Source organism: Limnomicrobium aquaticum (assembly GCF_040545545.1).
Classification (GTDB): Bacteria; Pseudomonadota; Alphaproteobacteria; order Rhizobiales; family Rhizobiaceae; genus Ensifer_A; species Ensifer_A aquaticum.
The window spans coordinates 1393599-1418444 of the sequence record NZ_JBEPMB010000001.1; the positions used below are offsets into that span (position 1 = coordinate 1393599).

26 protein-coding genes are annotated in these 24846 nt (G+C 60.8%); 17 read left to right on the forward strand and 9 right to left on the reverse strand.

All coding sequences use genetic code 11. The features are described from left to right. Window positions 1-897 (reverse strand): branched-chain amino acid ABC transporter permease, encoded by an 897-nt coding sequence (locus tag ABID16_RS06955; protein WP_354555566.1) that lies wholly within the window; start codon window positions 895-897, stop codon window positions 1-3. A 63-nt stretch (window positions 898-960) separates the two neighbouring features. Here ABID16_RS06955 and ABID16_RS06960 point away from each other — a divergent pair, with 63 nt between their 5' ends. Both ABID16_RS06960 and ABID16_RS06965 read left to right on the forward strand, forming a co-directional pair. Beyond that, the gene (locus ABID16_RS06960) at window positions 961-1509 is read left to right on the forward strand and encodes a CGNR zinc finger domain-containing protein (RefSeq protein WP_354555567.1); all 549 of its coding nucleotides are present in this window, start codon (window positions 961-963) and stop codon (window positions 1507-1509) included. Beyond that, on the forward strand, window positions 1506-2012 hold the full coding sequence (locus tag ABID16_RS06965) for a hypothetical protein (RefSeq protein ID WP_354555568.1): 507 nt from the start codon (window positions 1506-1508) through the stop codon (window positions 2010-2012). The genes ABID16_RS06960 and ABID16_RS06965 overlap by 4 nt, the downstream gene beginning before the upstream one ends. Window positions 2013-2072: 60 nt before the next feature. Here the strand turns inward: ABID16_RS06965 and ndk are convergent, their stop codons facing one another. Together ndk and ABID16_RS06975 are read right to left on the reverse strand one after the other, a co-directional pair. Further along, window positions 2073-2495: a nucleoside-diphosphate kinase gene (ndk, locus tag ABID16_RS06970; RefSeq protein ID WP_354555569.1), complete on the reverse strand. Its 423-nt coding sequence runs from the start codon at window positions 2493-2495 to the stop codon at window positions 2073-2075. A gap of 101 nt (window positions 2496-2596) precedes the next feature. Beyond that, the gene (locus ABID16_RS06975; RefSeq protein ID WP_354555570.1) at window positions 2597-3289 is read right to left on the reverse strand and encodes a glutathione S-transferase family protein; all 693 of its coding nucleotides are present in this window, start codon (window positions 3287-3289) and stop codon (window positions 2597-2599) included. Between the two features lie 135 nt (window positions 3290-3424). Between ABID16_RS06975 and ABID16_RS06980 the strand changes: the two genes are divergently transcribed. The 3 genes from ABID16_RS06980 (at window position 3425) to ABID16_RS06990 (ending at window position 4554) form a co-directional block, all read left to right on the forward strand. Then, entirely contained in the window at window positions 3425-3937 is a 513-nt protein-coding gene (locus ABID16_RS06980; RefSeq protein ID WP_354555571.1) for a DinB family protein, read from the forward strand. A gap of 61 nt (window positions 3938-3998) precedes the next feature. Beyond that, on the forward strand, window positions 3999-4259 hold the full coding sequence (locus ABID16_RS06985) for a type II toxin-antitoxin system ParD family antitoxin (protein WP_354555572.1): 261 nt from the start codon (window positions 3999-4001) through the stop codon (window positions 4257-4259). After that, window positions 4249-4554, forward strand: coding sequence for a type II toxin-antitoxin system RelE/ParE family toxin (locus tag ABID16_RS06990; RefSeq protein ID WP_354555573.1), 306 nt, complete (start codon window positions 4249-4251; stop codon window positions 4552-4554). The genes ABID16_RS06985 and ABID16_RS06990 overlap by 11 nt, the downstream gene beginning before the upstream one ends. Before the next feature lie 64 nt (window positions 4555-4618). On the opposite strand, the gene ABID16_RS06995 is transcribed toward ABID16_RS06990, so the two are convergent. Continuing rightward, the gene (locus ABID16_RS06995; protein WP_354555574.1) at window positions 4619-5263 is read right to left on the reverse strand and encodes a LysE family translocator; all 645 of its coding nucleotides are present in this window, start codon (window positions 5261-5263) and stop codon (window positions 4619-4621) included. Window positions 5264-5390: 127 nt separating this feature from the next. Between ABID16_RS06995 and ABID16_RS07000 the strand changes: the two genes are divergently transcribed. Then, a complete protein-coding gene (locus ABID16_RS07000; RefSeq protein ID WP_354555575.1) occupies window positions 5391-7265 on the forward strand; it encodes an ABC-F family ATP-binding cassette domain-containing protein in 1875 nt (624 codons plus the stop codon). On the opposite strand, the gene ABID16_RS07005 is transcribed toward ABID16_RS07000, so the two are convergent. Continuing rightward, window positions 7266-7991: a lysozyme inhibitor LprI family protein gene (locus ABID16_RS07005; RefSeq protein ID WP_354555576.1), complete on the reverse strand. Its 726-nt coding sequence runs from the start codon at window positions 7989-7991 to the stop codon at window positions 7266-7268. Window positions 7992-8117: 126 nt separating this feature from the next. Here ABID16_RS07005 and ABID16_RS07010 point away from each other — a divergent pair, with 126 nt between their 5' ends. Next, window positions 8118-9002 carry a polysaccharide deacetylase family protein gene (locus ABID16_RS07010; RefSeq protein ID WP_354555577.1) on the forward strand — a complete coding sequence of 295 codons (885 nt, stop codon included), beginning with the start codon at window positions 8118-8120 and terminating at the stop codon, window positions 9000-9002. A gap of 56 nt (window positions 9003-9058) precedes the next feature. Here the strand turns inward: ABID16_RS07010 and ABID16_RS07015 are convergent, their stop codons facing one another. Further along, window positions 9059-9610, reverse strand: a complete 552-nt coding sequence (locus ABID16_RS07015; protein WP_354555578.1) for a DUF1269 domain-containing protein — start codon at window positions 9608-9610, stop codon at window positions 9059-9061. Window positions 9611-9842: 232 nt separating this feature from the next. Between ABID16_RS07015 and ABID16_RS07020 the strand changes: the two genes are divergently transcribed. The 3 genes from ABID16_RS07020 to ABID16_RS07030 are packed head-to-tail and all read left to right on the forward strand — an operon-like array spanning window position 9843 to window position 12360. Continuing rightward, a complete protein-coding gene (locus ABID16_RS07020; protein ID WP_354555579.1) occupies window positions 9843-11255 on the forward strand; it encodes a TadE/TadG family type IV pilus assembly protein in 1413 nt (470 codons plus the stop codon). Then, a complete protein-coding gene (locus ABID16_RS07025) occupies window positions 11252-11776 on the forward strand; it encodes a TadE/TadG family type IV pilus assembly protein (RefSeq protein ID WP_354555580.1) in 525 nt (174 codons plus the stop codon). The genes ABID16_RS07020 and ABID16_RS07025 overlap by 4 nt, the downstream gene beginning before the upstream one ends. Further along, window positions 11776-12360, forward strand: a complete 585-nt coding sequence (locus ABID16_RS07030) for a TadE/TadG family type IV pilus assembly protein (RefSeq protein ID WP_354555581.1) — start codon at window positions 11776-11778, stop codon at window positions 12358-12360. The genes ABID16_RS07025 and ABID16_RS07030 overlap by 1 nt, the downstream gene beginning before the upstream one ends. Before the next feature lie 18 nt (window positions 12361-12378). Here the strand turns inward: ABID16_RS07030 and ABID16_RS07035 are convergent, their stop codons facing one another. Together ABID16_RS07035 and ABID16_RS07040 are read right to left on the reverse strand one after the other, a co-directional pair. Next, window positions 12379-12828, reverse strand: a complete 450-nt coding sequence (locus tag ABID16_RS07035) for a DNA polymerase III subunit chi (RefSeq protein WP_354555921.1) — start codon at window positions 12826-12828, stop codon at window positions 12379-12381. 3 nt (window positions 12829-12831) lie between these two features. After that, complete coding sequence (locus ABID16_RS07040; RefSeq protein WP_354555582.1) at window positions 12832-14328, reverse strand: leucyl aminopeptidase; 1497 nt, start codon at window positions 14326-14328, stop codon at window positions 12832-12834. A gap of 136 nt (window positions 14329-14464) precedes the next feature. Here ABID16_RS07040 and ABID16_RS07045 point away from each other — a divergent pair, with 136 nt between their 5' ends. From ABID16_RS07045 to rsmA, 7 genes are all read left to right on the forward strand, one after another. Then, the gene (locus ABID16_RS07045; RefSeq protein ID WP_354555583.1) at window positions 14465-15202 is read left to right on the forward strand and encodes a phosphatase PAP2 family protein; all 738 of its coding nucleotides are present in this window, start codon (window positions 14465-14467) and stop codon (window positions 15200-15202) included. A gap of 198 nt (window positions 15203-15400) precedes the next feature. After that, window positions 15401-16552: an LptF/LptG family permease gene (locus tag ABID16_RS07050; protein WP_354555584.1), complete on the forward strand. Its 1152-nt coding sequence runs from the start codon at window positions 15401-15403 to the stop codon at window positions 16550-16552. A gap of 3 nt (window positions 16553-16555) precedes the next feature. Further along, the gene (gene lptG / locus ABID16_RS07055; RefSeq protein WP_354555585.1) at window positions 16556-17641 is read left to right on the forward strand and encodes an LPS export ABC transporter permease LptG; all 1086 of its coding nucleotides are present in this window, start codon (window positions 16556-16558) and stop codon (window positions 17639-17641) included. 8 nt (window positions 17642-17649) lie between these two features. After that, on the forward strand, window positions 17650-19980 hold the full coding sequence (locus tag ABID16_RS07060) for an LPS-assembly protein LptD (RefSeq protein WP_354555922.1): 2331 nt from the start codon (window positions 17650-17652) through the stop codon (window positions 19978-19980). 134 nt (window positions 19981-20114) lie between these two features. Beyond that, window positions 20115-21068: a SurA N-terminal domain-containing protein gene (locus ABID16_RS07065; protein ID WP_354555586.1), complete on the forward strand. Its 954-nt coding sequence runs from the start codon at window positions 20115-20117 to the stop codon at window positions 21066-21068. A gap of 17 nt (window positions 21069-21085) precedes the next feature. Then, window positions 21086-22093 (forward strand): 4-hydroxythreonine-4-phosphate dehydrogenase PdxA, encoded by a 1008-nt coding sequence (gene pdxA / locus ABID16_RS07070; RefSeq protein ID WP_354555587.1) that lies wholly within the window; start codon window positions 21086-21088, stop codon window positions 22091-22093. Between the two features lies 1 nt (window position 22094). Next, entirely contained in the window at window positions 22095-22925 is an 831-nt protein-coding gene (gene rsmA, locus ABID16_RS07075) for a 16S rRNA (adenine(1518)-N(6)/adenine(1519)-N(6))-dimethyltransferase RsmA (RefSeq protein ID WP_354555588.1), read from the forward strand. Window positions 22926-22929: 4 nt separating this feature from the next. On the opposite strand, the gene ABID16_RS07080 is transcribed toward rsmA, so the two are convergent. Then, window positions 22930-24774, reverse strand: a complete 1845-nt coding sequence (locus ABID16_RS07080; protein ID WP_354555589.1) for a heavy metal translocating P-type ATPase — start codon at window positions 24772-24774, stop codon at window positions 22930-22932. Window positions 24775-24846 lie beyond the last annotated feature (72 nt).

Here is a 24846-nt window from a genome sequence, read left to right on the forward strand (position 1 = left end):
CTACGGCGCAAGTTGCTCGCGCCGCGTCATGACCAAAATATAGATCAGAGCTGAAAACATTACGATGTCGCGCAGCGCCAGCGGGCCAAACGCGGTCCACATTGTTTCGGCAAAGCCCAGGATCGCACCGCCGGCAGCCGATTTCAGAGGCGAGGCATAGCCGCCCAGCGCCCCGAGCATCACCACTTTCAGCCCGAACATCAGCCCTGCCCCGAAATCCATCGTGCCGTAATAGGCCGTCATCAGGAGCCCCGCGAAAGTGGCAATCAGCGCCGCGCCGACATAGGCCTGAACAAAGACGGACTGGCTGTCGACGCCCAGAAGCTCCGCAGCGAGTGGGTCGTCGCGCACGGCTTTCCAGCGTCGCCCCCAGGCGGCCCGTGAAAGCCAGAGGGCCAGCAGTGCCAGCGAGCCCAGCATCAGTGCAATATTCAGCACTTGCATCTGCGTCAGGGTGACTGCAAGGCCGTCAACGACGAGAAACGTGACCGCATTTTGAAGAAGCGGTGGCAGCCAGATCGAGCGGGTTTCCGAGGCGAGGCGCGCGATTTCCATGAGCACGATCATCACGGCGAACCCGCCGACAATGACCGCATGCGGCTCGGAGCGTGTCAGCGGCTGCAGGACATGGCGGCCGATGACCGTTGCCGCGCCCCACGTGTAAAGAAAGGCGGCGACCGCGCCGATCGCAAGGCACAGTTCCAGGATCAGCCAATAGCGCTGCCAGGCGATAAAGAAGAACAATGCGAAGATCTGCCCCGAAAAGGCGAAGAGCGCGCCGATTGTGATATCGGCGCGGCGGGTCACGGCAAAGGCGATGGCATAGGCGAAGGCGAGGACCGCATAGAGCGCGGCCAGCGGAACGCCATTGACGGCTTGCTGCAGGATGTAGGCCACGGCGTCTCCCTTCTCTCGATATTATAACTGGTAAAAACCGTTTTACCAGTTATAATACGTTCCATGACCTTTTCCTGGACCCCTCACCGCTTTTCGGGCGGCGCGCTGGCACTCGATGTCGCCAACAGCGTGATCCTGCGCTTCGATCCCGCACGCTCCATCGACCGCTTCGCAAATCCGGAAAATCTGGATGCGTTTCCAGAGGCTGCGAGCAGGCTTTGCGCGGAGCGGCGGGACGCGGCGCTGAGGCCGCTGCCGGTCGGACGGACCCAAGGCCTTATCCGATTGCGCGAAGCCATCGATCGGCATTTCCGTGCAGAGGCGCAAGACGCGCCCTCGCCGCTCATGCTTGCAGACCTGCTGGAAGAGATCGCGCGCGCACTTAGACTGGGCGGACCGGGAGAGCTCGATTTCGAAACCGCGCAGTCGGCGCTCAGGCTCATCTCGCCGACACGCGCTGGCGCGCTGAAAATCTGCCCGAATTGCGAATGGCTGTTTCTCGACCGCAGCAAGAACAAGAGCCGCGCATGGTGCGACATGGCCGTGTGCGGCAACCGTGTGAAGGCGCGCCTGCATTATTACAGGAAAAGACAGGAGAAGGACGCATCATGAAGACACGTCTGATCGTGCCGCTACTGGCGGCTCTGTGTCTTGCCGGCTGCCAGCGAGGCGATGAAACCCAGCCGCTGAAGCTCTCCGGCAAGCTCTTCATCTTCAACTACCGGGTCTCGAAGGCGACCTATAACCTCGCCTTCGATTTCCAGGGCAAGATCCCGGATGGCAGCTATGTGGAGGCGAGTTTCGAAAATCCGGCAGGCGGCGAGCCCCTGAAGATTACGCAGAAAATATTCCCCTTCTGGGAAAAGCTGGCGCTGGAAAGCCCGCCGCTGCGTTGTGTGGTGAAGGACCGGCCCTACAAGGTGGCGGTCAGCTTGTTCGGACCCGACGCGAAGCAGATCCAGACGGTGGAGACAACCGTCATTTCATCGCTCGACGAAACGATTCTGCCGAAGAACTCGATTGTCGTCGGGCCTGCCTATGACATGAACCCGAAAGTGTTCGTGAAGGGTGGCGAGGCGGATTTCAGCCCGGATACGGACTGCCCGAAGGCATGAACGCGAAAACGCCGCGGACTGGCCGCGGCGTTTGAAAAAACATGCTTCGAAATCCGGCAATCAGCCGACGATTTCGGTGCCCGAGAACCAGTAGGCGATTTCTTCGGCAGCGGTTTCCGGAGCATCCGAACCGTGAACCGAGTTTTCGCCGATCGAGAGCGCATGAACCTTGCGGATCGTGCCTTCGGCAGCGTTGGCCGGGTTGGTGGCGCCCATGACTTCGCGGTTCTTCAGGATGGCGTTCTCGCCTTCCAGAACCTGAACGACGGTCGGGCCGGAGGTCATGCCTTCAACCAGTTCGCCGAAAAAGGGACGTTCCTTGTGAACGGCATAAAAGCCTTCAGCCTGACGCTTGCTCATCCAGACGCGCTTGGAAGCAACGACGCGCAGGCCGGCATCTTCGAGCATCTTGGTGATGGCGCCGGTCAGATTGCGCTTGGTGGCGTCCGGCTTGATCATCGAGAAGGTACGTTCAATTGCCATATCTTTTATTCCTTGGGTTTTTTAGGGAATTTGGGCCGCTCAATACCCGCCTTCCGGCCTCAAAACAAGGGGGGACGCAAGGAACGCCTTCCGGATGGTTGTCAGGCGGCCGCTCTCACGCTCCGGCCGATCCCACCGTGGAGATCAAGGCAGCGCTCGAACCAGGTGCGGACCGGATCGTCGGCTTTCAGAATATCGACCGAGGCCGTCACACGCGCCCACTGGAAGGCACCGAAGAGGATATAGTCGACAAAGAGCGGACCGTCGCCGCCAAGCCACGGCTGGAATTTCAGGGTGTGGCGAATGGGTTCCAGCTTGCGGGGAAACTCGGCTGCCTCGGTGAAGCGGTTGGAGGCAAGCTCCTCAAGCGTCTGGCTCAGCCGGGCCTCGCGTGTCTTGCGAAAGTAGACCCGATCGGTCGGAGCCAGCAGATTGTGGATATCGGCCACGGCGATCCTGGTGATGGCCGGATGGATGACTGTCTGGCTGAAACCCTCGACGAAACGCGCCATGGCCTGACCGCCCTCGCCGCCGAAGAGGCTCGGGGCTTCCGGATAGGACTTCTCAAGGTACAGCGCGATGTCGAAGCTGTCGCGCACCAGCGTATCGCCGTCGCGCAGGAGCGGCACAGTCGGAGAAAACCCGCCTTCCAGCTTCGGGATCTCGGTGAACGGAACGGGATGGAATTCATAGTCCAGTCCCTTGTGGCGAAGCGCCATGATCGCCTTCCAGACATGAGGCGAGAAATGTACGGACGGATCTTCGCCACAAAGGCCGTAAAGGATCATGGGCATGTTTCACTCCAGGGGGATATTGTTCTGTTTTCACAATAAGAAGCGATGATGGTCCAATCATCAATTGTCATGGCAGCGAAGGGTGACAGCGGCACCACTTCGGATCATGATCCGAGTTTCTTGGGAGGAATGGGAATGCTTCAACATTTCAATATGTTCGCGCATTACAATCGATGGGCAAATGCAGCTCTCTATGCAGAGGCTGCAAAGCTGACCCGCGAAGAATTCAACCGGCCGACCGGCGCATTCTTCGGATCGCTGATGGCGACGCTCAATCATCTGCTGGTCGCAGACCTCATCTGGCTGCATCGGTTCAGCGGCGAAGGGTCTGTGCCCACCCTTCTGAACGAAAACCTCTTCGCCGAATTCGGACCCTTGGATGCAGCCCGAAAGGATGAAGACGACCGGATCATCCGCTGGGTGGGCACCCTGAGTGAGGACGCCATCAACGGCGACTTCACCTATACGCCCATGACCTCACCGCAATCGGTGACGCAGAAGCTCGGTCCGGCACTGGCGCATATCTTCAACCATCAGACCCATCATCGCGGTCAGGCACACATGATACTGACGACGCTCGGCAAGCCGTCTCTTGCTCTTGACCTCATCTATTATCACCGCACGGAGGAAGGGCGGCGCTGGAAATAGCGAGGCGAATATTGTAAAAGTATTGGATATCCCAATATCGTTCACGGAGACGAGGATCGACATGGCGCGTGCAAAGACTTTCTCGCTCGGCGACACCTATGATGGCATGATCGCCGATCTGGTGAAGAGCGGGCGATTTTCCACCGAGACCGAGGTGGTCCGCGCGGGGATCAGGATGCTGGCGGATTATGAGGCCGAGATGCGAAAGCTCCGCGAACAGATTGGCGCTGCAGACGGCGAGATTGCGGACGGAAAGGGTATAGAATTCACAGGAGCGGACGACCTGCTCAGGACCGTGATGCAACACCGGCATGACAGCTAAGAAACGGCTGATCCTTGCACCGCTGGCACTCCGGGATCTCTCGGAGATCAAGGAATTCATTGCGCAATCGAGCCCACGAGAAGCCAATGCATTTCTGGCAGATATGACCCGAAAGATAGCGTGGATTGCCGAGGTCGATTTTACCGGGTCCCCGCGCGACTATATTCTTCCCGGCTTGCGTGGCCTGCCGCACCGGCAACGCTGCATCTACTATCGCTCGCTGCCGGACCGTATCGTGGTCTTGCGAGTGTTGCATGGCGCGCAGGATTTGCTGGTCACGAAATTCGAAGGCTGACGGTTCGCCCAGACCTTGTACCTTCCCGGAATGCTCACCGCAAATTCAGAGGAGCGTCTTCGGCTCACGCCTTCCGCCCGCCCATCAGCCCCGGCACGGCATGCATCACGGCATGAACGGCGAAGCCGATGAACATGATGCCGCTCAGCCGCGTGACCCACACTTCGTGGCGGCGATAGAGCCGGCGTATGGTCGAGATGCCGACAATGCCGGTCAGCACGACATAGGCGAGCAGACCGCCCACCGAAATGGCCACGACCAGCGCGGGCAGCATCGCGAAGGTCAGGAGGCCTGCCTTGGCGGAGAGTAGCGCTGTCAGCGTTGCCACCGCGACCGGATAGGATTTCGGATTGGTGAGTCCGAAAGTCAGCCCGTGCAACAGGGGTCGGCGGATGCGCGCGGCGCTCATCTCCTCCTCCGACCGGCGCTTGACCGTGACAGCGCGCCAGCCGAGCCAGAAGAGATAGGCACCGCTGATCAGACCGAGGATATCGAAGACGGTCGATCCGATGACTGTAGCCCCGACGATGGAGATCAGCGCGAGCGTCAGCCAGAGGATATCGCCGACCAGATGGCCGGTGAGAAACGACGCCGCCGAGCGCCGGCCCTGATCCGCGCCGATACCGAAGACGGCGAGCACGCCGGGCCCTGGCGTGATGCCGTAGACGAAGCCTGCGATGAGGGCGGCGCCGAGTGCGTAAATGTCCATGAATCTCCCCGCTCGCGATCCAGCACCGACTCGTGCTTCCAACTCATGACGTTACCCGCTTTTGTCCACTCTTCAACGGCCTTCCCCCTTGCCATCCCCGCCAAGCTCGGCCATTAAACCCGCCATCATGATTACGATTTCCGGTCTCACGGCCCGCATTGCCGGGCGTCTTCTCATTGACGATGCGTCGCTCACCCTGCCTTCCGGTTTCAAGGCGGGGCTTGTCGGGCGCAACGGTGCGGGGAAATCGACGCTGTTCAAGATCATCACGGGCGACATGTCGCCCGAGGCCGGCACCGTCAATTATCCGAAGGGCGCGCGGATCGGACAGGTGGCGCAGGAAGCGCCGGGGACGGATGACGCGCTGATCGAAATCGTCATGGCGGCGGACAAGGAGCGCGCGGCGCTTCTGAAAGAGGCGGAGACGGCGACCGACCCCCATCGCATCGCCGAGATCCAGGTGCGGCTTGCCGATATTGACGCCTATTCGGCGGAAGCGCGCGCGGCCTCCATTCTCGCCGGTCTCGGCTTTGACGACGAGGCACAGAAGCGGCCGGCCAAGAGCTTTTCGGGCGGCTGGCGCATGCGCGTGGCGCTGGCGGCTGTGCTTTTCTCTGAACCCGACCTGCTGCTGCTCGATGAACCGACCAACTATCTCGACCTTGAAGGCACGCTCTGGCTTGAGGACTATATCAAGCGCTATCCGCACACCGTCATCATCATCAGCCACGACCGCGATCTTCTGAACTCGGCGGTCAACTCCATCGTGCATCTCGACCAGAAGAAGCTAACCTTCTATCGCGGCCCCTACGACCAGTTTGAACGGCAGAAGGCCGAGGCCGAAGAATTGCAGATGAAGGCGCGGGCCAAGAACGAGGCGGCGCGCAAGCATCTGCAGAGCTTCATAGACCGTTTCAAGGCAAAGGCGACCAAGGCCAAGCAGGCGCAGAGCCGCGTCAAGGCGCTGGAGCGCATGGGCACGGTCGCCGCCGTCGTGCATGAGCATGTGGCGGGCTTCAGGTTTCCCGATCCGGAAAAGGAAGCCGCCTCGCCCATTGTGCATATCGAGAAGGGTGCGGTGGGTTACGAGCCGGGCAAACCGATCCTGAAGAACCTGAACCTGCGCATCGACACCGACGACCGCATCGCGCTGCTCGGCTCGAACGGCAACGGCAAATCCACCTTCGCCAAGTTCATCTCCGGCCGGTTGAAGGCCGAGGCCGGGCGGGTAACGCTCGCACCGAACCTGAAGATCGGTTTCTTTGCCCAGCACCAACTCGATGATCTCGTTCCGGAACAGAGCGCGGTCGATCACGTGCGCAAGCTGATGCCACTCGAGCCGGAAGCCAAGGTGCGCTCGCGCGTCGCGCAGATGGGACTGCCGACGGAGAAGATGGATACGTCCGCCAAGGACCTTTCCGGTGGCGAGAAGGCGCGGCTCCTCATGGGTCTATCGGCCTTTCATGCGCCGAACCTGCTCATCCTCGACGAGCCGACGAACCATCTCGACATCGACAGCCGCCGCGCGCTCATCGAGGCGCTGAACGATTACACCGGCGCCGTCATCCTGATCTCGCATGACCGTCACCTGATCGAGGCGACGGTGGACCGGCTGTGGCTGGTGCGCGACGGCACGGTGAAGGTCTTCGAGGGCGACCTGGAAGAGTATCGCGATCTCGTCGTGTCTGCCGGCAAGGCCTCGCAGAAGAAGGACAGCGGGAGTGCCTCTGCCGCGCAGGCCGAAAAGCCGGCCATGCAAAAGCGCTCGAACCCCATTGCGCTGAAGAAAAAGATCGATGAAATCCAGAGCTTGATCGACCGCATTGAGAGATTGATTCAAGGCATCGACACCGAGCTTTCGGACCCGGACATCTATGTGAAGAACTCGGCGCGAGCGGCAGACCTGACGACCGCGCGGGCGAATGCGCAGAAGAAGCTGGAGGCCAGCGAAGAGGAATGGCTGGCGCTCTCGACCGAGCTGGAAGAGATCGGCGGGGCGTGATCAGCGCCTGTTCGGGCAGAGCGCCAGGAACTGTTCGAGAACGACCGGATAGCCGCTGGCGGATGAGCCATCGAGGACCTCGCCGGTGTCCTTCACGGCAATGACGTAATCGGCCATGTCTTCCGTCTTGTTGACGCCCTTGAAGATGAGTTCGTCACCCGTCAGCGTCTCAAATTCACCGGACTGGCAGTTTGCCGAAAGCTCGCCGCCGATCTCTACGGCAAGCTCATCCTCGATGCATTTCGGGGTGACCTTCTGGACATATTCGCGGCAGAAGGTTGTTGCATCTTCGCGCGTGTGCTCAACCTCGATGACCGCGCGGCTGGTTCCGATACCCCTCACGCTGGTCACGGTCACCTGCATGCCGAGGCGGCTGCCATAGGTTATTTTGGAACCCGCTTCCGTTGCGCCGCTATTGCTGTCGATCAGTTCGGCGAGAGCGTCGACCAGGCCCTGCTGCGCCCTGGCGATACAGGCGGTGTCGCCGCCGCAGGTCGCACGTTCCTGAAGTCCGTCCCGCGCAACGGGCTTCGCCGCCTTCGCGCCCGCCAGGTCTACGGCCTTCCGATACATTTCATCGGCAATCATGTCCCGATGGGAAAGCTCGGGATTGCCGCAAATGGCAACCTCATCCTCGCTTTGCGCCTTCGCACAGTCGAAGCTCGCTGCAAAACAGGCGGGCGCCATCAGCAGCCCCAGCATCAGGATGAAAATGCGCGCGATCATGGCCCCTCCGTACATATCGAATTTCGCGCAATATTCCGTATTCCCGACCTGCCCGCAACGAATGATTAACCATCATCGCAGAAAGATTGCGCATAGTTTCTCCGATTTCTCCCGAGCGATTCTTTCATGCAGATTAAGTCCTTACTTGCCGCCGCCCTGTCCTGCCTCATGCTGGCCGGCTGCAACACGACGAAGCCGGGGACGGAGGGCGCGCCGACGCTCAAATCCTCCTATGCCCCGGCGGCAAAGGAACAACGGCATCTCGGCGCGAACGACCCTGTGAAGATGGAGCCAACGGCCTGGATGAAGCCTGAATCGCCCACCCGATCGAGAAGCATCTTTTCCGGCGGAGGCCTGGCCGGGCGCACCCTCTCGGTCGGATCGATCTCAGACATTCGGCTGCAGGACAAGGAACTGATCCTGACCTTCGACGACGGTCCGATGCCCGGCAAGACGGAACAGATCCTCGACGTGCTGGACCGGTTCAGCGTGAAGGCAAGTTTCATGATGATCGGGCAGATGGCCCGCAGCCACCCGGAAATCGCCCGCGACGTCATCCGCCGCGGTCACTCCATCGGCAGCCACACGTTTAGCCACAGGAATCTTGCCGCGCTCAATTTCGAGACGGCCATGGCCGAGATCGACAAGGGCGAGCATGCGGTCAGCGACGCAGTGGACGCACCGGTCGGCTTCTTCCGATTCCCCTACCTTGCCGACACACGAAAGATCCGCTCGGCGCTCGCCAGCCGCGGCACCGTGGTCATGGACGTGAACATCGACTCCAAGGACTATTTCAAGAGCAGCCCGAATGCGGTTCTCGAGAGGACGATGGCGGTCATCCACCACCAGCGCAAGGGCATCATCCTGATGCACGACATTCATGCTCGCACGGTCGCGATGCTGCCGCTGCTGCTGGCGCGGCTGGAAGATGAAGGCTACAGCGTGGTGACGCTGCGCTACAGCCGCAGCCGGGTTCCGCAGGGTGGGCTCGTCGCTTCGGCGCGGCCCTAAAAGCTGGCAAGGCGGACCATCGTGGCCCGCCCGCAAACTTCATTCGACTGTCTGTCTCAGGCCGGCTGATCGCCGGCCTTTTCCGTTGCGGCAACGGGCGCATCCTTGGACAAGACCTCCTGGCGGGCATTGGCGAATGCGTCGCGCAGCGCCTGCTCCTGAGTGCGATCGAGATTGGTGCGCAGAATGCGACCGCCATGTTTGCTCATTTCTTCAACCACGCGGTCCGATGTTGCGCGCTTGGCCGAGACGAACAGTGCCGCCTGCCCCGGCTGCAGAATGGCAGAGACGTCCTTCATAAAGCCGTCGTTGATGCCATAGTCGGAAAGCGCGCCCGCAAGAGCCCCGGCACCGGCGCCAGCCGCAACACCCACCAGCGGATTGAGAAAGACGAGGCCGGCCAGCAGACCCCAGAAGGCACCGCCGGAAGCGCCCATGGCCCAGAGGTTCACCATCTGGTGCAGCTTGATCTGGCCATCCTGTTCCGCCGTCGCGACCACGGCGTCTTCGACTTCGATGAGATATTCCTTCGCGAGCTTATACAGCGCCTCGCGCGCGGTTTCGGCCTGTTCCTGGGTATTGTAGCCAATAACGATGAGCTCAGACATGATCCGCATCCTTTTCTGGTCAGGGTGTCTTTAAGCTCATATGGGGATGCAACATGACAACTGCACGGTTGCAGGGGCCAGGAATGCGGCAATCGACAATATGACGCACCCCGTACTCTCTGAGGATTCCGCAGGCGCTGGCGCGAAATGCCGGGCCAGGAGCTTAATCAAGCCGAAACCTCAATAGACTACAGAAGAGACTGATAAACCTTGTTCTTGAGTGCATGACCGGATGATCGGACCCAAACGCCCCCGCAGGAATTATTTCCGGAGAGCTTTCCGGCAACTGGCGAAAGCCCGCGCCGGCAATATCGGTCTTACCTTTGCGCTGGTCGTAACGCCTGTCATCCTGGCCGTAGGAACAGGGATAGACCTCGCGCGCACCTACAATACCCAGACAAAAATGCAGGCCGACCTGGACGCCGCGCTGATTGCGGCCGTCAAGGACTCCAGCGTTGTCACGAACCAGCAGCTGCAGCAGAAGATCACCGACTGGATTTCCGCTGACGCCAACCTGACATCTACCGCCTATACGATCAACAACATCAGCGTGGACACCACGAACCACGTCGTTTCTGCCACACTGAATGCAACGGTCCCGACCGTGTTCATGCGGTTGACGGGGCTGAAGACCGTGGCGGTGGCCGCCAAATCCGTGGCGAAGGGCCCGTCGAGTTCCTATCTGCAGGTCTATATCGTTCTGGACAAGTCCGCATCGATGCTGCTACCCGCATCGCAGGCTGACCGAACGACATTCCTCAACCTGCTTTACAACAACTCCTATTCGGACCCCGCAACGTTCTTCAGGAGTTACACCAAGTGCGAATTCGCGTGCCACGATTTCGACGGCAACTATTTTCGGTATAACTATCAGATATTCTACAATATCTTCGACCTGGTGAAGGCCTATAACGCGACGAGCAGCACGCCCATCACGCTGCGGACCGACGTCGCCCTCACGGCGACGGGACAGGTCGTCGACATGATTGCGGCGTCCAATGCGACGACGCCGCACATCACCGCCGGCCTCTACTATTTCGGCGACAATCTCTATACGGCGGTTCCGCAGACGTCCTCGACGACCACCCTGAAGAAGGCGCTGACCGACGACAGCTACGGGCTGACAAGCGCCACCTCGCAGCCAGTGACCTATTTCAACAATATGCTCACCACGCTGACGAAACTCGTCGGCACGGCGGGCGACGGGTCGTCTGCGGCCAAGCCGCTCAAGCTGGTTCTGATTCTGACCGACGGCGCGCAATCGAGCCGCCCGTGGGTTCTGACAAGTTCGACGACTCAGACCTATGTCGCGCCGATGAACCCGGCCTGGTGCAGCCCGCTCAAGGCGAACGGGGTGACGATCGGGGTGCTGGATACGGAATATCTCGCGATCACATACGACTGGGGTTACAACGCGACGCTTGGCATGAGCATGAACAGCGCCAACTGGTATTCCAACTGGGGCGGCGTTATCAGGTCCGGTGTCTCCGGTAGCACACCGCGACGAGACTATCTGCAATATGCGCTCACCGATTGCGCCAGTTCCAGCCAACTCTTCATCTCGGCAAGTGACAAGACGGACATCGCGAGCGGACTATCGACCATTTTCAACAGCTATCTCAGCTCGGTGAGACTGACGCAATGATGGGTCGCCTGAGCGCGTTGTGGCCCGCCTTCCGGGGCGACCGAGAGGGTGCTGCCGCCGTCGAGTTCGCGCTGCTGGTGCTGCCATTCTTCACGCTGATCTTCGTGATCATCCAGATTTCACTGATGTTCTTCATCGAGACCGGCCTGGATGGCGCACTGACCAAAACGGCGCGCAAGGTTCGAACGGGCTACTCCACGACCAATGCCTGGACGATTACCAGCTTCAAGAACGATCTCTGCGCCAATCTGGCGCTTTCTTTCGGTTGCTCGTCGAAAGTGCTTGTCGTCGCCAGCGTTGTCACGGACATGGCGTCCATTCACAACACACCGCCGACGACGAATGGCGTGCTGACCGTTACGGAACAGTACAATACCGGCACAAGCGGCAATTACGTCCTCATTCACGTGTACTTGCCCTGGATGCCTATCCTGCCGCTCTATAACTTCGCGGGCTCGACGCTGAAGGACGGCACCTACATTCTGGGAGCCGCCGCCCTCTTCAAGAACGAGCCGACCTGATGCGCGGGCTTCGTTACTTCACCCTCCGCTGCAAGACCCGCCTGCGCAGACTTCAAGCCGACCGAAGCGGCATCTCGGCCGTCGAATTCGCGCTCATCCTGCCGATCATCATCGTTCTTATCGCCGCATCCGAAGACTTCGGCCAAGCCTTGATGGTCGATCGCCGGATGAGCCAGATCTCTTCAACGACGACCGACCTGACCGCCCAGCAGGGAAGCTGGACCACCAGCAATCTCGACGCGATCCTCTCGGGCACGTCGACCATCATCCAGCCATTTCCGAACGGGTCGCTGACGATCGTCGTTGCGGCTCTTAACGTGGATGCATCCCTGAATACCACAGTCGCCTGGTCGCGCGGCTACAACGCTTCGTCCTGGGCCGTCGGCAGCAAGCCGCCGATCACCGTTTCCAAGACCATTCTCCAGAGTGGCGTGCAGATGATCGTGGCGCAGGCAACCTACAGCCTCACCACGCCCTTCGCATCCCTCCTCAAGCCTGTCACGGGACTGAGCAGCTATACGTATTCGCGTACCGGCATCAACAGACCGCGGGTGTCGAATACGATCACGCTAACGGGTAGCTAGGCAAGGTCGGCCCGGCCTTCAGGCCTTGCGCTCCCACCCGCCGGTGCCGTTCTGCTGCCAGTAGGTCAGTTGATGGTCGTGCCCAGAGAAGAGGCGCCACTGGCCGCGTGCGCGATCCAGCTGCGCGTTGTCGTGCCCGTCGAACATCACGACAACGCGATCGTAGCCGTTCACATCCTGAAGCTCTGCTCCGGCACAAAGAAACCGGATGTTGGCGCCATTGGCATTCTCCTCACCCGTCGTCAGCAGGATCGGCTGGCGCGCGTCGAATTCGCCGCCGTCGACGCCGTGGGGCAGGAAACTGTGTTCCCGCCATGTCCAGAGATGTCCGTCGATCTGGTCACGCACCTGCTCCGCGGCGAACTGGAGAACTACCCTCCAGCCGCGCGCGACCGACTTCTCGACCAGAGGCGGCAGCGCCTCCTCCAGCTTCGATTCGGTCAGGTGATAGAAGAGGATCTCCGCCAGCGGTCAGCCCTCGTGATTGTCGGCAACGAAGGCGTTCAGAAGCCTGACACCGAAGCCCGAACCCCACGAGGCGTTGACCTCGGTGGACGGCGCACCCATCGCCGTGGAGGCGATATCGAGATGCGCCCAGGGCGTGGCCCCGACGAATCGCTTGAGGAACTGTGCGGCCGTTATGGCGCCAGCCTGCCGGCCACCGGTGTTCTTCATGTCGGCGATCTTGCTGTCGATCATCTTGTCGTAGTCCTTGCCCAGCGGCATGCGCCACAGCTTTTCCGCCGTCTTCAGCCCGGCATCCGTCAAGGCTGTCGCCAATGCATCGTCGTTGCAGAAAAGGCCCGCGTGATGCGGCCCCAGCGCCACGCCGATCGCGCCCGTCAGCGTCGCCAGATTGATCATCAGCCTGGGCTTGAAGCGATCGTTGCAGTAGTGCAGCGCATCTGAAAGGACGAGACGGCCTTCTGCGTCGGTGTTCAAAACTTCGATCGTCTGGCCCGACATGGAGGTAACGACGTCGCCCGGGCGATAGGCATTTCCATCCGGCATGTTTTCAACGAGCCCGATAATGCCGACGGCATTGACCTTCGCCTTGCGTGCCGCCAGCACATGCATGAGTCCGGTCACGGCAGCCGCACCGCCCATGTCGCCCTTCATCTCTTCCATGCCGCCGGCCGGCTTGATCGAGATGCCGCCGGTGTCGAAGACGACGCCCTTGCCGACGAAAGCGACGGGCTGTTCGCCGGCTTTGCCGCCCTGCCACTGCATGACGACGAGACGCGGCGGTCGCACAGACCCCTGCCCTACTGCAAGAAGCGCGCCCATACCGAGCTTTTTCATATCCTTCTCGTTCAGCACCTCCACGCTGACGCCAAGCTTGCCGAGCGCGACTGCATGTTCCGTGAATTCCAGCGGACCGAGAATATTTGCGGGCTCGTTGACGAGATCGCGCGCCAACACCACGCCGCCGGCGATGGCCTCCGAAGCCGCAAGCGCCTTCTTCGCATCGGCTGCCGAGGCGGCCACCACCGTCACCTTCACCTTGGCCGGATCCGCGCCCTCGTCTTCCGACTTCTTCGTCGCGACCTTGTAGCGGTCGAATTTATAGGCGCGAAGACGGATGCCCAGAACGAATTGCGCAAGCATCTGCGCATCGGGTGATGCGTCCGGCATATCGAGAAAGATCGTGACATCGGCAGCCTTGCCGAATGCGGCAGCGGCAGCGCCGCCGGCATTGAGCCACTCGTTTTCCGACAGGCTCTCCGGATCGCCCATACCGAGCACGATCAGCTTGTCGGCAGTCGAGCCATGCGGAGCAAGTATGACGCAGGTGGACAGTCGCGCGGCCTTGAAATCCGAAGCCTTTTCGGCACGCTCCAGTATATCAATCGGCACGATTTCGGGCGTTCCCGCTGTTGCGGCGGCGTCCTTCGCCTTGAGGACGATGACCGTACCGCCCTTCACGTCCGCAGACCTTTTCACCTTGATGTCGATTTCGCCGGCCACATGCGCCTCCTGGAAGCCTAATTCTCATGATGGTTCGTTTCATCACGGTTCGGCGGACAATTGCAAGAGACGATGGTGCTTGATCGATCAGAGGCGCGTTGATAGACAGCCACCGTCTCGAAAGGAATGCTGCACCATGCAACAGGATCGCCCCTTCAGAAGCTTCTGGATCCTTGCCGGCTGCTGGGTTGCCCTTCTCTTGTTCTTCTGTCTTTTTCCGGCAGCCGATATCGGCTTCTCCCGGCTTTTCTATTCGACGACGGCTTGCGCGCCGGGCGGCGTGGCGGGCCAGTGCGGCATTTTTGCGCTGGGAGAAATTCCACTCTTCGCGTTTATCCGCACCGTACTTCTTTATCTGCCGGTCGTTGCAGCAATTGCGCTTGCCGCCTCTCTTCTCGTCCCGGCAATTGACAGGAGGCTCGACTGGCCGGAAATCAGCCGAAGGAACCGGCTTTTGGCGCTTGGCGCCTGGATCATCGATACCGGCCTTGTCGTCAATCTGATTCTCAAGGCCTATTCCGGCCGGCCGAGGCCCGCAGACACCTCCATCTTTTCCGGTTCGCTTCCCTTCGTTCCGGCTGGCGATTTTTCCGGCGCATGCACGTCGAACTGCTCGTTCATTTCCGGAGAGGCGGCCAGCGCAGGCTGGCTATTCTGCCTGCTTGCGCTCATCCCGCCGCATGCACGCCGCTTCGTGTTCTGGCCGGTCCTGACACTTTCGATCGTCACGGCTCTGCTGCGCGTATTCTTCGGCCGCCATTTTCTTTCGGACGCCGTCCTTGCCTGGCTTTCCGCGATCATCGTGTTCGAGTTGCTTGCAGCGTTTTTCGGCTGGAACGAGCGGAACGCGTCGGACAAAAGGAGTGCCGCATAGGGCTTCTCGCTATGGTAAGGCAATCTGTTTGCCTCTATTTTCGCCACACTCGTCATGCTAAAGCGAGTCTGTCACATTCGCGATCAGGCACAAGGAGGTCGACGAGGGTGTACATCAGGGCTTTGGGGACCTATTTGACGATAACCGCTGCACCGGGTCCATAAAACGGATCTGGACAGCCCAGAGCCTAGAGAATGCATGACGCTCATTGAACGTTATATAGCCCTGCGTGTGGTGAAGATGGCGGTCGCCTCGATCCTGCCGGTGCTCGCCGTGATATGGATCGTTCAGGTTCTGGCACGCGTCAATCTGGTCACCGATAGCGGGCAGTCGATCTCGTCCTTCTTTCAGCTGGCGGGCCTGATCCTTCCCACAATCATCCCCATGGTCATTCCTTTCGGCCTCGTGATCGGAGTGGCGCAGACATTTTCGGCGATGAACGCCGATTCGGAATTCGCGGTCATCGACGCGGCCGGGATGCCGCGCCGTCGCCTGTTGCGGCCGGTTTTCATTGTCGCGCTCGGCGCCTGTGCCGTTTCCTTTGCTGTCGACAATCTGGTCGAGCCGATCGTGCGCGTTCAGGCGCGCAAGATGATTGCCGCGGTCTATGCCGACCTTCTTTCCTCCGTCATCGAAGAAAAGACGTTCCGCAAGATCGATGACGGACTGTATCTGCAGATCTCGAAGCGTCTGCATGGACGCACGCTGAGCGGCATCTTCGTTGCCGACTACAGAGACCCCGATTCGGAACTCGTCTACTATGCCAAGGAAGGCGCGATCGACGACACGGGAACCACCCTCGTCATGCATGACGGCGAAGTGGACAGGCGCACCGCAAACGGCGACATCTCTGTCGTGAAATTCCTTTCCTATGCCTTTGACCTGTCACAGCTGACAAAATCGCGCGGCGGCATGACGTTGCGCTCCATCGACCGCGACCTGCCCTTCCTTTTCCATCCGGACGAGAAGGACCCCGATGTGAAAGCCTACCGGGGCGAATACACGGCTGAACTGCATCGGCGACTGACGGAATGGAGTTTCCCGCTGGTCTACGGCTTGATCGCCTTTGCGATCGCGGGCCGAGCACGTACGCAGCGCGAAATTCGATTGCACCCCGTAATTTCCTCACTCGCGATTGCTTTCGTTCTGCGCTGGCTTTCCTATTATATGTCGAACCAGATCGCCGAGGCGCCAATCTTCATTCCGCTTCTATACGCGGTTCCATTGGCAATCATCGCCGGTACGATGGCGCTTGTTCTCAGCGCCCGCGCCCTCCGGCTGCCTGCGTGGATTACTGGCGGATTGGGCAGGATGCGTTTTGGCGGCGCAAGAGCCGGTGGAGGCCGTTGATCCATGTCGATCCCCTGGACACTCGGTCGCTATTTCTTCGGGCGCTACATGAAGACGCTGGGATGGTTTTTCCTCGGCGTGGCGGCCATCATCTTTCTCGTCGACTTCAGCGAGAACTCCAGCAAGATCCCCGATTCGTCGCAGTCACATCTGACTGACGCCTTCTGGATCACGCTTCTTCGGCTGCCGCTGCTCCTGCAGCAGACGGCACCCTTCGTCGTGCTGTTCTCATCCATCATCACACTTGTTGCGCTGAACAGGAAATACGAGCTGGTGGTTACCCGCGCCGCGGGTATTTCGGTATGGCAGTTCATGGCACCCTTTATCTTCGGCGCGATGATCGCGGGGCTCCTTGTCACGACGGTGCTCAACCCGCTGGCTGCTTACGGTATGCTGACTGCATCGAGCGTGGAGGCGCGCGCAGGTGTCTCATCCTCGTCTCAATCTGCGAGCGTTCCGTGGCTACGGCAGATCACCAGGAACGACGACGCGATTATCGGAGCCCGAAGTGTCGGCGAGAATGGAACGGCGTTGGCCGGGGTGGTGATTTTCCACTTCGATCCACAGGGAAATATCGTTTTGAGGCAGGATGCCGACAAAGCGATCTTGGAACGTGGTTACTGGCAGCTTAACAACGTTTTGGAGACTCGGCCGGGCGAACCGCCGAAGCGTATCACGACAGTACAATTGGAAACCAATTTGAAACGCGAGTTCGTTCAGGAGCAGCTTTCCCAGCCGGAAACCGTTGGTTTCTTTGATCTTCCGCGCAAGATCGCGGCGAACACGGCCCTTGGCATTTCCACGAACGCGCTCAAGACGCAGTATCACTCACTTCTCTCCATGCCGCTCTTCCTGATCGCCATGGTGATGATTGCCGGCACCGTTTCGTTAAAATTCAGCCGGCTTTCGCAATCGCCGGGATTGATTCTGGGTGGAATCCTTTCCGGCTTCATGCTTTATGTGGTGACGATGCTTGCAAAGGCATTTGGTAGCAGCGGTGTAGTACCTCCGTTCGTTGCGGCCTGGATACCGGCCATTGTGGCTTTGGCTATCGGTGCAACCATCCTGCTCCATCAAGAGGATGGCTAGTGGCTGTAATGAATGGCGCGATCGTTTCGACCGTGAGAACTGCCTTGCTTGCAGGCGTGGCAGCATGCGCGTTTTTTGCTGCCTTTGATTCCTCGGTGGCGCAGGAAGTCCTGCCGCTGCCGGATCAGCAGAGCGACGACGCAACAAGGCTCTACCTGTCCTCCAACCAGCTCGTCTATGACCGCGACCACAAGAAGGTCACGGCATCCGGCGCTGTGAAGATCAATTACAAGGGCCACAAGCTGGTGGCCGACAATGTCACCTACGACCAGGCTTCCGGGCGCCTGATCGCCGACGGCAAGATCGAAGTGGTCGAGCCGGACGGCAACAAGATCTACGCCGACAAGATGGACGTCACGGACGATTTCGGCCAGGGCTTCATCAACTCCCTGCGTATCGAGACGACGGACGACACCCATATCGCTGCGGAAAGCGGCCAGCGCGTCAACTCGACCGTGTTCGTGCTGCAGAATGGTGTCTATACGGCCTGCAAGCCCTGCGCCGACCAGCCGGAAAAGGCGCCGCTCTGGCAGGTGAAGGCCCGCAAGGTCATCGAGAACGGCGAAACACATACTGTTCGTCTGGAAGGCACGCGGCTTGAACTCTTCGGCATGCCGATCGCCTATCTGCCGTTCATCGAAGTGCCGGACCATACCGTGAAGCGCAAGTCGGGCTTCCTCTTCCCGACCTTCAGCTCGGCACAGAATCTCGGCTTCGGCGCGACGGTCCCCTATTACTATGTGATCAATCCGAGCACCGATTTCACCTTCAGTCCGACCGTATACTCTACTCAGGGCCTGCTGCTCACCGGTGAACTGCGGCAGCGTTTCGACAACGGAACGCATACCTTGCAGATGGCGGGCATCAGCCAGATGAAGGCGAAAGTCTTTGCCGCGGGAACGAGCGACTCGTTGCGAACACAGCGCGGCATGGTCCGCAGCACCGGCAACTTCCAGATCAACCCCCGCTGGACATTCGGCTGGGATGTGATGGCGCAGACCGACAACAACTTCTCGCGAACCTATAGCCTGAAGGGTCTCAACAGTTCGACATTTACAAACCAGATCTACCTCACCGGTTTGGGCAAGCGGAACTATTTTGACGTCCGCTCCTATTATTTCGATGTGCAGGATGCTGACCCGAAGAATACGGCGGAGTATCAGCAGGCCTTTGTCCATCCGGTTCTCGATTACAATGCGGTCCTGGACAAGCCTGTCGCCGGAGGGGAGCTGAGCTACAACCTCAACTTCACCAATCTGACGCATCGCGGTCTCGCAGCCTATACAGCCGGTACGACGACCCGTTTTCCGGGCGTACGCGGCGAAACCAGCCGGCTCAGCGCCGACGCACAATGGCGTCGCCGGTTCGTGAGCGACGGCGGCCTTGTGGTGACGCCCGTTCTGGCAGCCCGCGCGGATGCGTTCCAGATCGGCATGAAAGCGCCATCAAGCGCGACCTATACCTATGCTGGCAGCTTCTACTCGGGCGTCGCGGCAACACGCTCCATGATCACGGCGGGAACAGAAGTCAGCTATCCGTTCCTGATTACCATGCCAGGCAGCCAGCACATCATCGAGCCGGTTGGACAGATTTTCATCCGACCCGACGAGCAGATGGCCGGCCGCCTGCCAAACGAGGATTCGCAAAGTTTCGTGTTCGATGCGACGAACCTCTTCGATCGCGACAAGTTTGCCGGCTACGACCGGATCGAGGGCGGAACGCGCGCCAATCTTGGCATTCGCTATAAAGGCACGTTCGACAGCGGCTATTCTGTCAACGCGATTGCCGGCGAGTCTTTCCAGGTGGCCGGGCGCAATTCCTTCGCGCAGACCGACCTTGTCTACGCCGGGTGGAATTCGGGTCTCGACAAGAAGGCCTCCGACTATGTCGGCATGATCAACGTGCAGACGCCTTTTGGCCTGGGCCTGACTGAGAGCCTGCGCCTGAAGAAGGAAAACTTCCAGGTCGCACGGCTTGATTCCACGCTGAGCTATTCGTCCAAGTTCTACAATGTCGCGGCAACCTATTCGCGGATTGGCGCGCAACCTGAATACGGCGCAGCGGAAAATCGAGAGCAGATCATTCTGACCAACAGCGTCAAGTTCAAGGACTACTGGAAGCTTTATGGAACGGTCAGCTACGATCTGCGCAAGCGTTATCTGAACTCGAGCACGGTTGGCCTCAGCTACGAAGATGAATGCACCATTTTCGCGATCGGCTTCACCTCGACCCGCGATACCTCGAACAACTCCGGCAGCGACTGGGCAGTCGGCGCCCGACTGACCTTCCGGACGCTTGGCGACGTTCGTGTGGGCGATGCTACCAGTTCGTCCTTCTGATTTGGGCCCTGGCGCGCCGCGACTTCGCCCAAAATCCAATCTATCCACTGCGGCAGTTTGAATGACTTGCAGCATCATGTTATGCAGCGGCAAGTCATCGGTGAGTTATGACTTGCCCTGGAAGGAATTTTGAAATGTTGAGCTTCAAGGCGGCCGTCGCCGCGCTTTCGATCTCCTTTGGAATGACCATCGTCGCACCGGCAGTTGCGCCGCAGATGATGACTGCGCAAGCCGCAAGCACAACGGTCGTCGCCGTTGTCAATGGCACCCCGATCAGCAGCGGTGATGTTGCAAAGCGTGTGAGCTTTCTGCGCCTGCAGCGCGCCAAGGGAAACCTGAACAGTCTGGCCAAGCAGCAGCTCATCGACGAAGCCGTTGAACGGATTGGTGTTCTTTCGACAGGCACATCTGTGAGCAACGAGGAGGTCGATGCCGCTTATGCGCGTTTCGCCGCCAACAACAAGCTATCGCTCGAACAGCTCAACACCATCATGAAGCAGGCCGGCGTGACCGTCGATCACTTCAAATCCTTCATCGCCATTTCGATGAGCTGGCCGCGCGCGGTGCAGGCCCGCTTCGGCGACAGCAACAAGATGACCGCCGGCGACATCGGCGCGCGCATTGCAAAAAGCGGCGCCAACCGCCCGAAGGTGAATGAATATATTCTCAAGCAGATCATCTTCGTCGTTCCGGAAGCCAAGAAGAATATTGCCGGCAAGCGCAAAGCCGAGGCAGAGGCCTCGCGCAAGAAATTTCCAGGTTGTGATCAGGCACTGGCTTTTGCTGCAACCATGCACGACGTTTCCGTCAAGGATCTCGGACGCTTCCTGGAGCCCGAGCTTCCCGACAACTGGAAGGAGCTGATCAAGAAGGCTCCCATGGGTGGCACCACGGCGGCGCAGGTCACACCGCGCGGCGCGGAATTCATCGCCATCTGCTCGAAGCGTGAGGTGAGCGACGACGCCGCAGCAGCGGCCGTGTTCCGTGAAGAGGACCTCAAGAAGCCCGGCAAGCAGAACGAAGTCGATCCAAACGCCAAGAAGTTTCTGGAAGAGCTCCGCGCCAAAGCCAATGTCGTCATGAAGTGACGGGCAAGGACCAGCCGATGCCACGGAAACCGCTTGCGCTCAGCCAGGGCGATCCGGCTGGCATTGGCCCCGATATCGCGCTGATGGCGTGGACGAAGCGTGGCGAGCATGGTCTTACACCCTTCCTCTATCTGGGCGATCGTGACGCGCTTTCGGCGCGCGCGCGCTCGCTCGGCCTTGATATCCCGATCGCGGAAGCGACAGCGGAAACGGTCAACTCAGCCTTCGACGCCGCGCTTCCCGTATTGTCCATCCCCGGCGATGCGGCAGTCACTCCTGGTTCCCCTGACGGCGCCAACGCCGCCTCGACCATTGAGGCGATCCGGCGCGCTGTCGAGGAGACGCGCGCAGGCCGGACGAGCGCGGTCGTCACCTGCCCGATTGCCAAGTCGGTCCTATACTCGGCCGGCTTTCGTTTTCCCGGACATACGGAATATCTTGCCGATCTCGCCGCGGAGCCGGGGGGCAGAGCCCCTCGCCCGGTGATGATGATCGCCAGCCCCGCGCTCCGTACCGTGCCGGTGACCATCCACATTCCGCTGATCAAAATTGCCGAGGAACTCACCGAGGACCTGATCGTTGAGACGGCGCGGATTACCGCGCGCGACCTCACCGTCCGCTTCGGCATCGCATCACCGCGTCTGGCCGTCTCCGGCCTCAATCCCCATGCCGGTGAAGGTGGAGCGCTGGGCAGGGAAGACGACGCCATCGTCCGCCCGGCGATTGAAAGGCTTCGCGCCGAGGGCATCGACGCCTTTGGACCCCTGCCGGCGGACACGATGTTCCACGCGGCGGCCCGCGCGACTTATGACGTGGCGATCTGCATGTATCACGACCAGGCGCTGATTCCCGCCAAGACGCTCGCCTTCGACGACGGCGTGAACGTGACGCTGGGCCTGCCCTTCATTCGCACCTCGCCGGACCACGGGACGGCCTTTTCCATTGCCGGGACTGGCAAGGCGAAGCCGGACAGCCTGATCGCGGCTCTGAAGATGGCCGCAGACATGGCTGAGAGGGCTGCCTGACATGGCGACGATAGACGGCCTGCCAAAACTCTCCGATGTGATTGCAGCGCATGGGCTGGATGCGAAGAAGTCGCTCGGCCAGAACTTTCTCTTCGATCTGAACCTGACGCAGAAGATCGCCCGCACCGCAGGCAAGCTGGATGACCTGACCGTCTTCGAGGTCGGTCCCGGTCCGGGAGGCCTGACGCGCGCAATTCTCTCGCTGAATGCGAAGAAGGTCATTGCCGTGGAGCGTGACGAGCGCTGCCTGCCGGCATTGGCCGAGATTTCCGCGCATTACCCCGGGAAACTGGAGGTCATTAGCGGCGATGCGTTGAAAACGGATTTTGCGAGCCTCGCGCCCAATGATGGCCCGGTCGCGATCATCGCCAACCTCCCCTACAATGTCGGAACGCAACTGCTTCTCAACTGGCTGTTGCCGCCCGTCTGGCCGCCCTTCTGGCAGTCGTTGACGCTGATGTTCCAGAAGGAAGTGGGCGAACGCATTACTGCCGGACCCGATGACGACCATTACGGACGGCTTGCCGTGCTTGCCGGTTGGCGCACGAAGGCGCATATGGAATTCGATGTCCCCCCGCAGGCCTTCTCACCGCCGCCGAAAGTCACCTCGACCGTGGTCCACCTGACGCCGCGCGAAAACCCCATCGACTGCGATGCGAAGAAACTCGGCCGCGTCACCGAGGCCGCTTTCGGCCAGCGGCGCAAGATGCTGCGCCAGAGTCTGAAGAGCCTTGGCGGCGAGGCGCTGCTGTTGCAGGCCGGCATTGACCCGCAGCGGCGGGCGGAAACGCTTTCTGTGGAAGAATTCTGCCGGCTGGCCAATCTGGTCTGATCCGTCAGACGACGGAGGGGGTGATGCGCAGCGCACGCAGTGCGTTCAGGATCACTGCGACGTCGATGGCCTCTTGCAGTAGCGCGCCTTCGACCGGCTGAAGATAGCCGAAGGCTGCCGCGATCATGGCCAGCACGGACAGGCCGATCCCCACCACCACGCTTTCCATGGCAATGCGCCGCGAATGCCGGGCAATCTCGATGCCGGAGCGCAGCCGCTCGATCCGGTCGACCAGAAGGACCACATCGGCGGTTTCCGCAGAAGCCGCAGCCCCCCGCGCCCCCATGGCCACGCCGACATCGGCGGCAGCGAGCGCCGGCGCGTCGTTGACGCCATCGCCGACCATCATCACGGCGCCGTTCTTGCGCTCCGTGAGCACGACCAGCACCTTCTGGTCCGGCGTCAGGCCGGAATGGATGCCATCGAGCCCCAGGCCCCCGGCAATGCGTTCGGCCACCGCCGCACGGTCTCCGGTCGCCAGGAGAATACGCTGCACGCCTTCGCGCCGCAGCCCGGCCAACATCTCGACCACCTCCTCGCGCACGGGATCAGCCATGACGATGTAGCCGGCGATCCGGCCCGCCACGGCGACGGCAACGATGACGGAGCCAGCTTCCGCCTCTGGAAGCGGCAGGCGCGCGGCCTCCGCATGCCTTGCGACGAAGCTGTAGCCGCCCACCACAGCCGGAGTGCCGCCAACATTGCCGCTCACGCCGTCTCCCGGAAACTCCCGCGTGTCGGAGGGAAGCGCCAGCTCAAGACCGCGCTGACGCGCTGCCGTCACGATGGCCTGCGCGATCGGATGTTTCGAGGCCTGATCCAGCGAGGCCGCGAGCCGCACGATCTCGTCCTCCGTCTCGCCTTCCGCGCAAAGCACCGAGGCAATCTGCGGCCGGCCATCGGTCAACGTGCCGGTCTTGTCGAGAATGATCGTCTGGATGCGCGCCATGTTTTCGAGCGGGCGGGCGCCCTTGATGAGTACGCCGAAATGCGCTGCCCGCGAAAGGCCCGCGACCAGCGCCACAGGCACCGCCAGAATCAAGGGACAGGGTGTTGCGACGACCAACACCGCCACCGCACGGATGGGATCGCCGGTAAGCCACCAGGCGGCTCCTGCAATCAAGAGCGTCAGTACCAGGAAGCCGACTGACCATTGGTCGGCGAGACGCGACATCGGCGCCTTGGAGGCCTGTGCATTCTCCACCAGCCGGACGATGCCGGCATAGGTGCTGTCGCGCGCCTCGCGCGTCGCCACGAGGTCGAACGCGTCACCCGCATTCGTCGCGCCGCTGAGGACCGCATCATCCCGCGATGCAGGCACCGGCAGCGACTCGCCCGTCAGCGCCGACATGTTCAGAACCGCATGCGGCGAGGCCACCGTGCCATCGACCGGCACGACATCGCCCTGCCGGATCAAGAGCAGATCGCCCGGCAGGACATCGTCAACGGAAACCTCTTTCAGCCCGCCGTCGACGTAGCGCGTCGCCATTCTGGGCACTCTCGCCAGCAGCGCATGCATCTCGCGCCGGGCTCGCCCTTCGGCAAAGCTCTCCAGAAACGAGCCGCCCGTATACATGAGCGCAACGATGACGGCCGCCAGCGCCTCGCCAAAGGCGAGAGCCGCGCTCATCGACAGCGCTGCGACGATATCCAGCCCGAGTTCTCTCCGAAGCAGGCTGCGGACGATCTGCACCAGAAGCGCAACGAGGATGGGCGCGGTCGCCGCGGCCCAGATGAGCCGCGCGACGTTCTCCTGTCCCGAAAGAAGGAGGATAAGGCCGAGCACGAGCCCGGTGGCCGCGATCGCCAGCAACGCGATCTTCACGCGATCTTCGTTCGTGTGGTTCATGACGGCCCCTCCAGAGGCATCGCCCAAAACAAGGGCCAGTCACTCACTCTGGAGATCGGGCAGCGGGCGGCC

Excerpts from the sequence above, each read along its gene's own strand:
- lptG (WP_354555585.1), top strand. The coding sequence starts at position 16,556 with ATGTCGATCCCCTGGACACTCGGTCGCTATTTCTTCGGGCGCTACATG.
- ABID16_RS07010 (WP_354555577.1), top strand. The coding sequence starts at position 8,118 with ATGCAGATTAAGTCCTTACTTGCCGCCGCCCTGTCCTGCCTCATGCTG.
- ABID16_RS06985 (WP_354555572.1), top strand. The coding sequence starts at position 3,999 with ATGGCGCGTGCAAAGACTTTCTCGCTCGGCGACACCTATGATGGCATG.
- ABID16_RS07025 (WP_354555580.1), top strand. The coding sequence starts at position 11,252 with ATGATGGGTCGCCTGAGCGCGTTGTGGCCCGCCTTCCGGGGCGACCGA.
- ABID16_RS07030 (WP_354555581.1), top strand. The coding sequence starts at position 11,776 with ATGCGCGGGCTTCGTTACTTCACCCTCCGCTGCAAGACCCGCCTGCGC.
- ndk (WP_354555569.1), bottom strand. The coding sequence starts at position 2,495 with ATGGCAATTGAACGTACCTTCTCGATGATCAAGCCGGACGCCACCAAG.
- ABID16_RS06980 (WP_354555571.1), top strand. The coding sequence starts at position 3,425 with ATGCTTCAACATTTCAATATGTTCGCGCATTACAATCGATGGGCAAAT.
- ABID16_RS07000 (WP_354555575.1), top strand. The coding sequence starts at position 5,391 with ATGATTACGATTTCCGGTCTCACGGCCCGCATTGCCGGGCGTCTTCTC.
- ABID16_RS07015 (WP_354555578.1), bottom strand. The coding sequence starts at position 9,610 with ATGTCTGAGCTCATCGTTATTGGCTACAATACCCAGGAACAGGCCGAA.
- pdxA (WP_354555587.1), top strand. The coding sequence starts at position 21,086 with ATGCCACGGAAACCGCTTGCGCTCAGCCAGGGCGATCCGGCTGGCATT.
- ABID16_RS07045 (WP_354555583.1), top strand. The coding sequence starts at position 14,465 with ATGCAACAGGATCGCCCCTTCAGAAGCTTCTGGATCCTTGCCGGCTGC.
- ABID16_RS06990 (WP_354555573.1), top strand. The coding sequence starts at position 4,249 with ATGACAGCTAAGAAACGGCTGATCCTTGCACCGCTGGCACTCCGGGAT.
- ABID16_RS07020 (WP_354555579.1), top strand. The coding sequence starts at position 9,843 with ATGATCGGACCCAAACGCCCCCGCAGGAATTATTTCCGGAGAGCTTTC.
- ABID16_RS07005 (WP_354555576.1), bottom strand. The coding sequence starts at position 7,991 with ATGATCGCGCGCATTTTCATCCTGATGCTGGGGCTGCTGATGGCGCCC.
- ABID16_RS06960 (WP_354555567.1), top strand. The coding sequence starts at position 961 with ATGACCTTTTCCTGGACCCCTCACCGCTTTTCGGGCGGCGCGCTGGCA.
- ABID16_RS06965 (WP_354555568.1), top strand. The coding sequence starts at position 1,506 with ATGAAGACACGTCTGATCGTGCCGCTACTGGCGGCTCTGTGTCTTGCC.
- rsmA (WP_354555588.1), top strand. The coding sequence starts at position 22,095 with ATGGCGACGATAGACGGCCTGCCAAAACTCTCCGATGTGATTGCAGCG.
- ABID16_RS07080 (WP_354555589.1), bottom strand. The coding sequence starts at position 24,774 with ATGAACCACACGAACGAAGATCGCGTGAAGATCGCGTTGCTGGCGATC.
- ABID16_RS07060 (WP_354555922.1), top strand. The coding sequence starts at position 17,650 with ATGAATGGCGCGATCGTTTCGACCGTGAGAACTGCCTTGCTTGCAGGC.
- ABID16_RS06995 (WP_354555574.1), bottom strand. The coding sequence starts at position 5,263 with ATGGACATTTACGCACTCGGCGCCGCCCTCATCGCAGGCTTCGTCTAC.
- ABID16_RS07065 (WP_354555586.1), top strand. The coding sequence starts at position 20,115 with ATGTTGAGCTTCAAGGCGGCCGTCGCCGCGCTTTCGATCTCCTTTGGA.
- ABID16_RS06975 (WP_354555570.1), bottom strand. The coding sequence starts at position 3,289 with ATGCCCATGATCCTTTACGGCCTTTGTGGCGAAGATCCGTCCGTACAT.
- ABID16_RS07050 (WP_354555584.1), top strand. The coding sequence starts at position 15,401 with ATGACGCTCATTGAACGTTATATAGCCCTGCGTGTGGTGAAGATGGCG.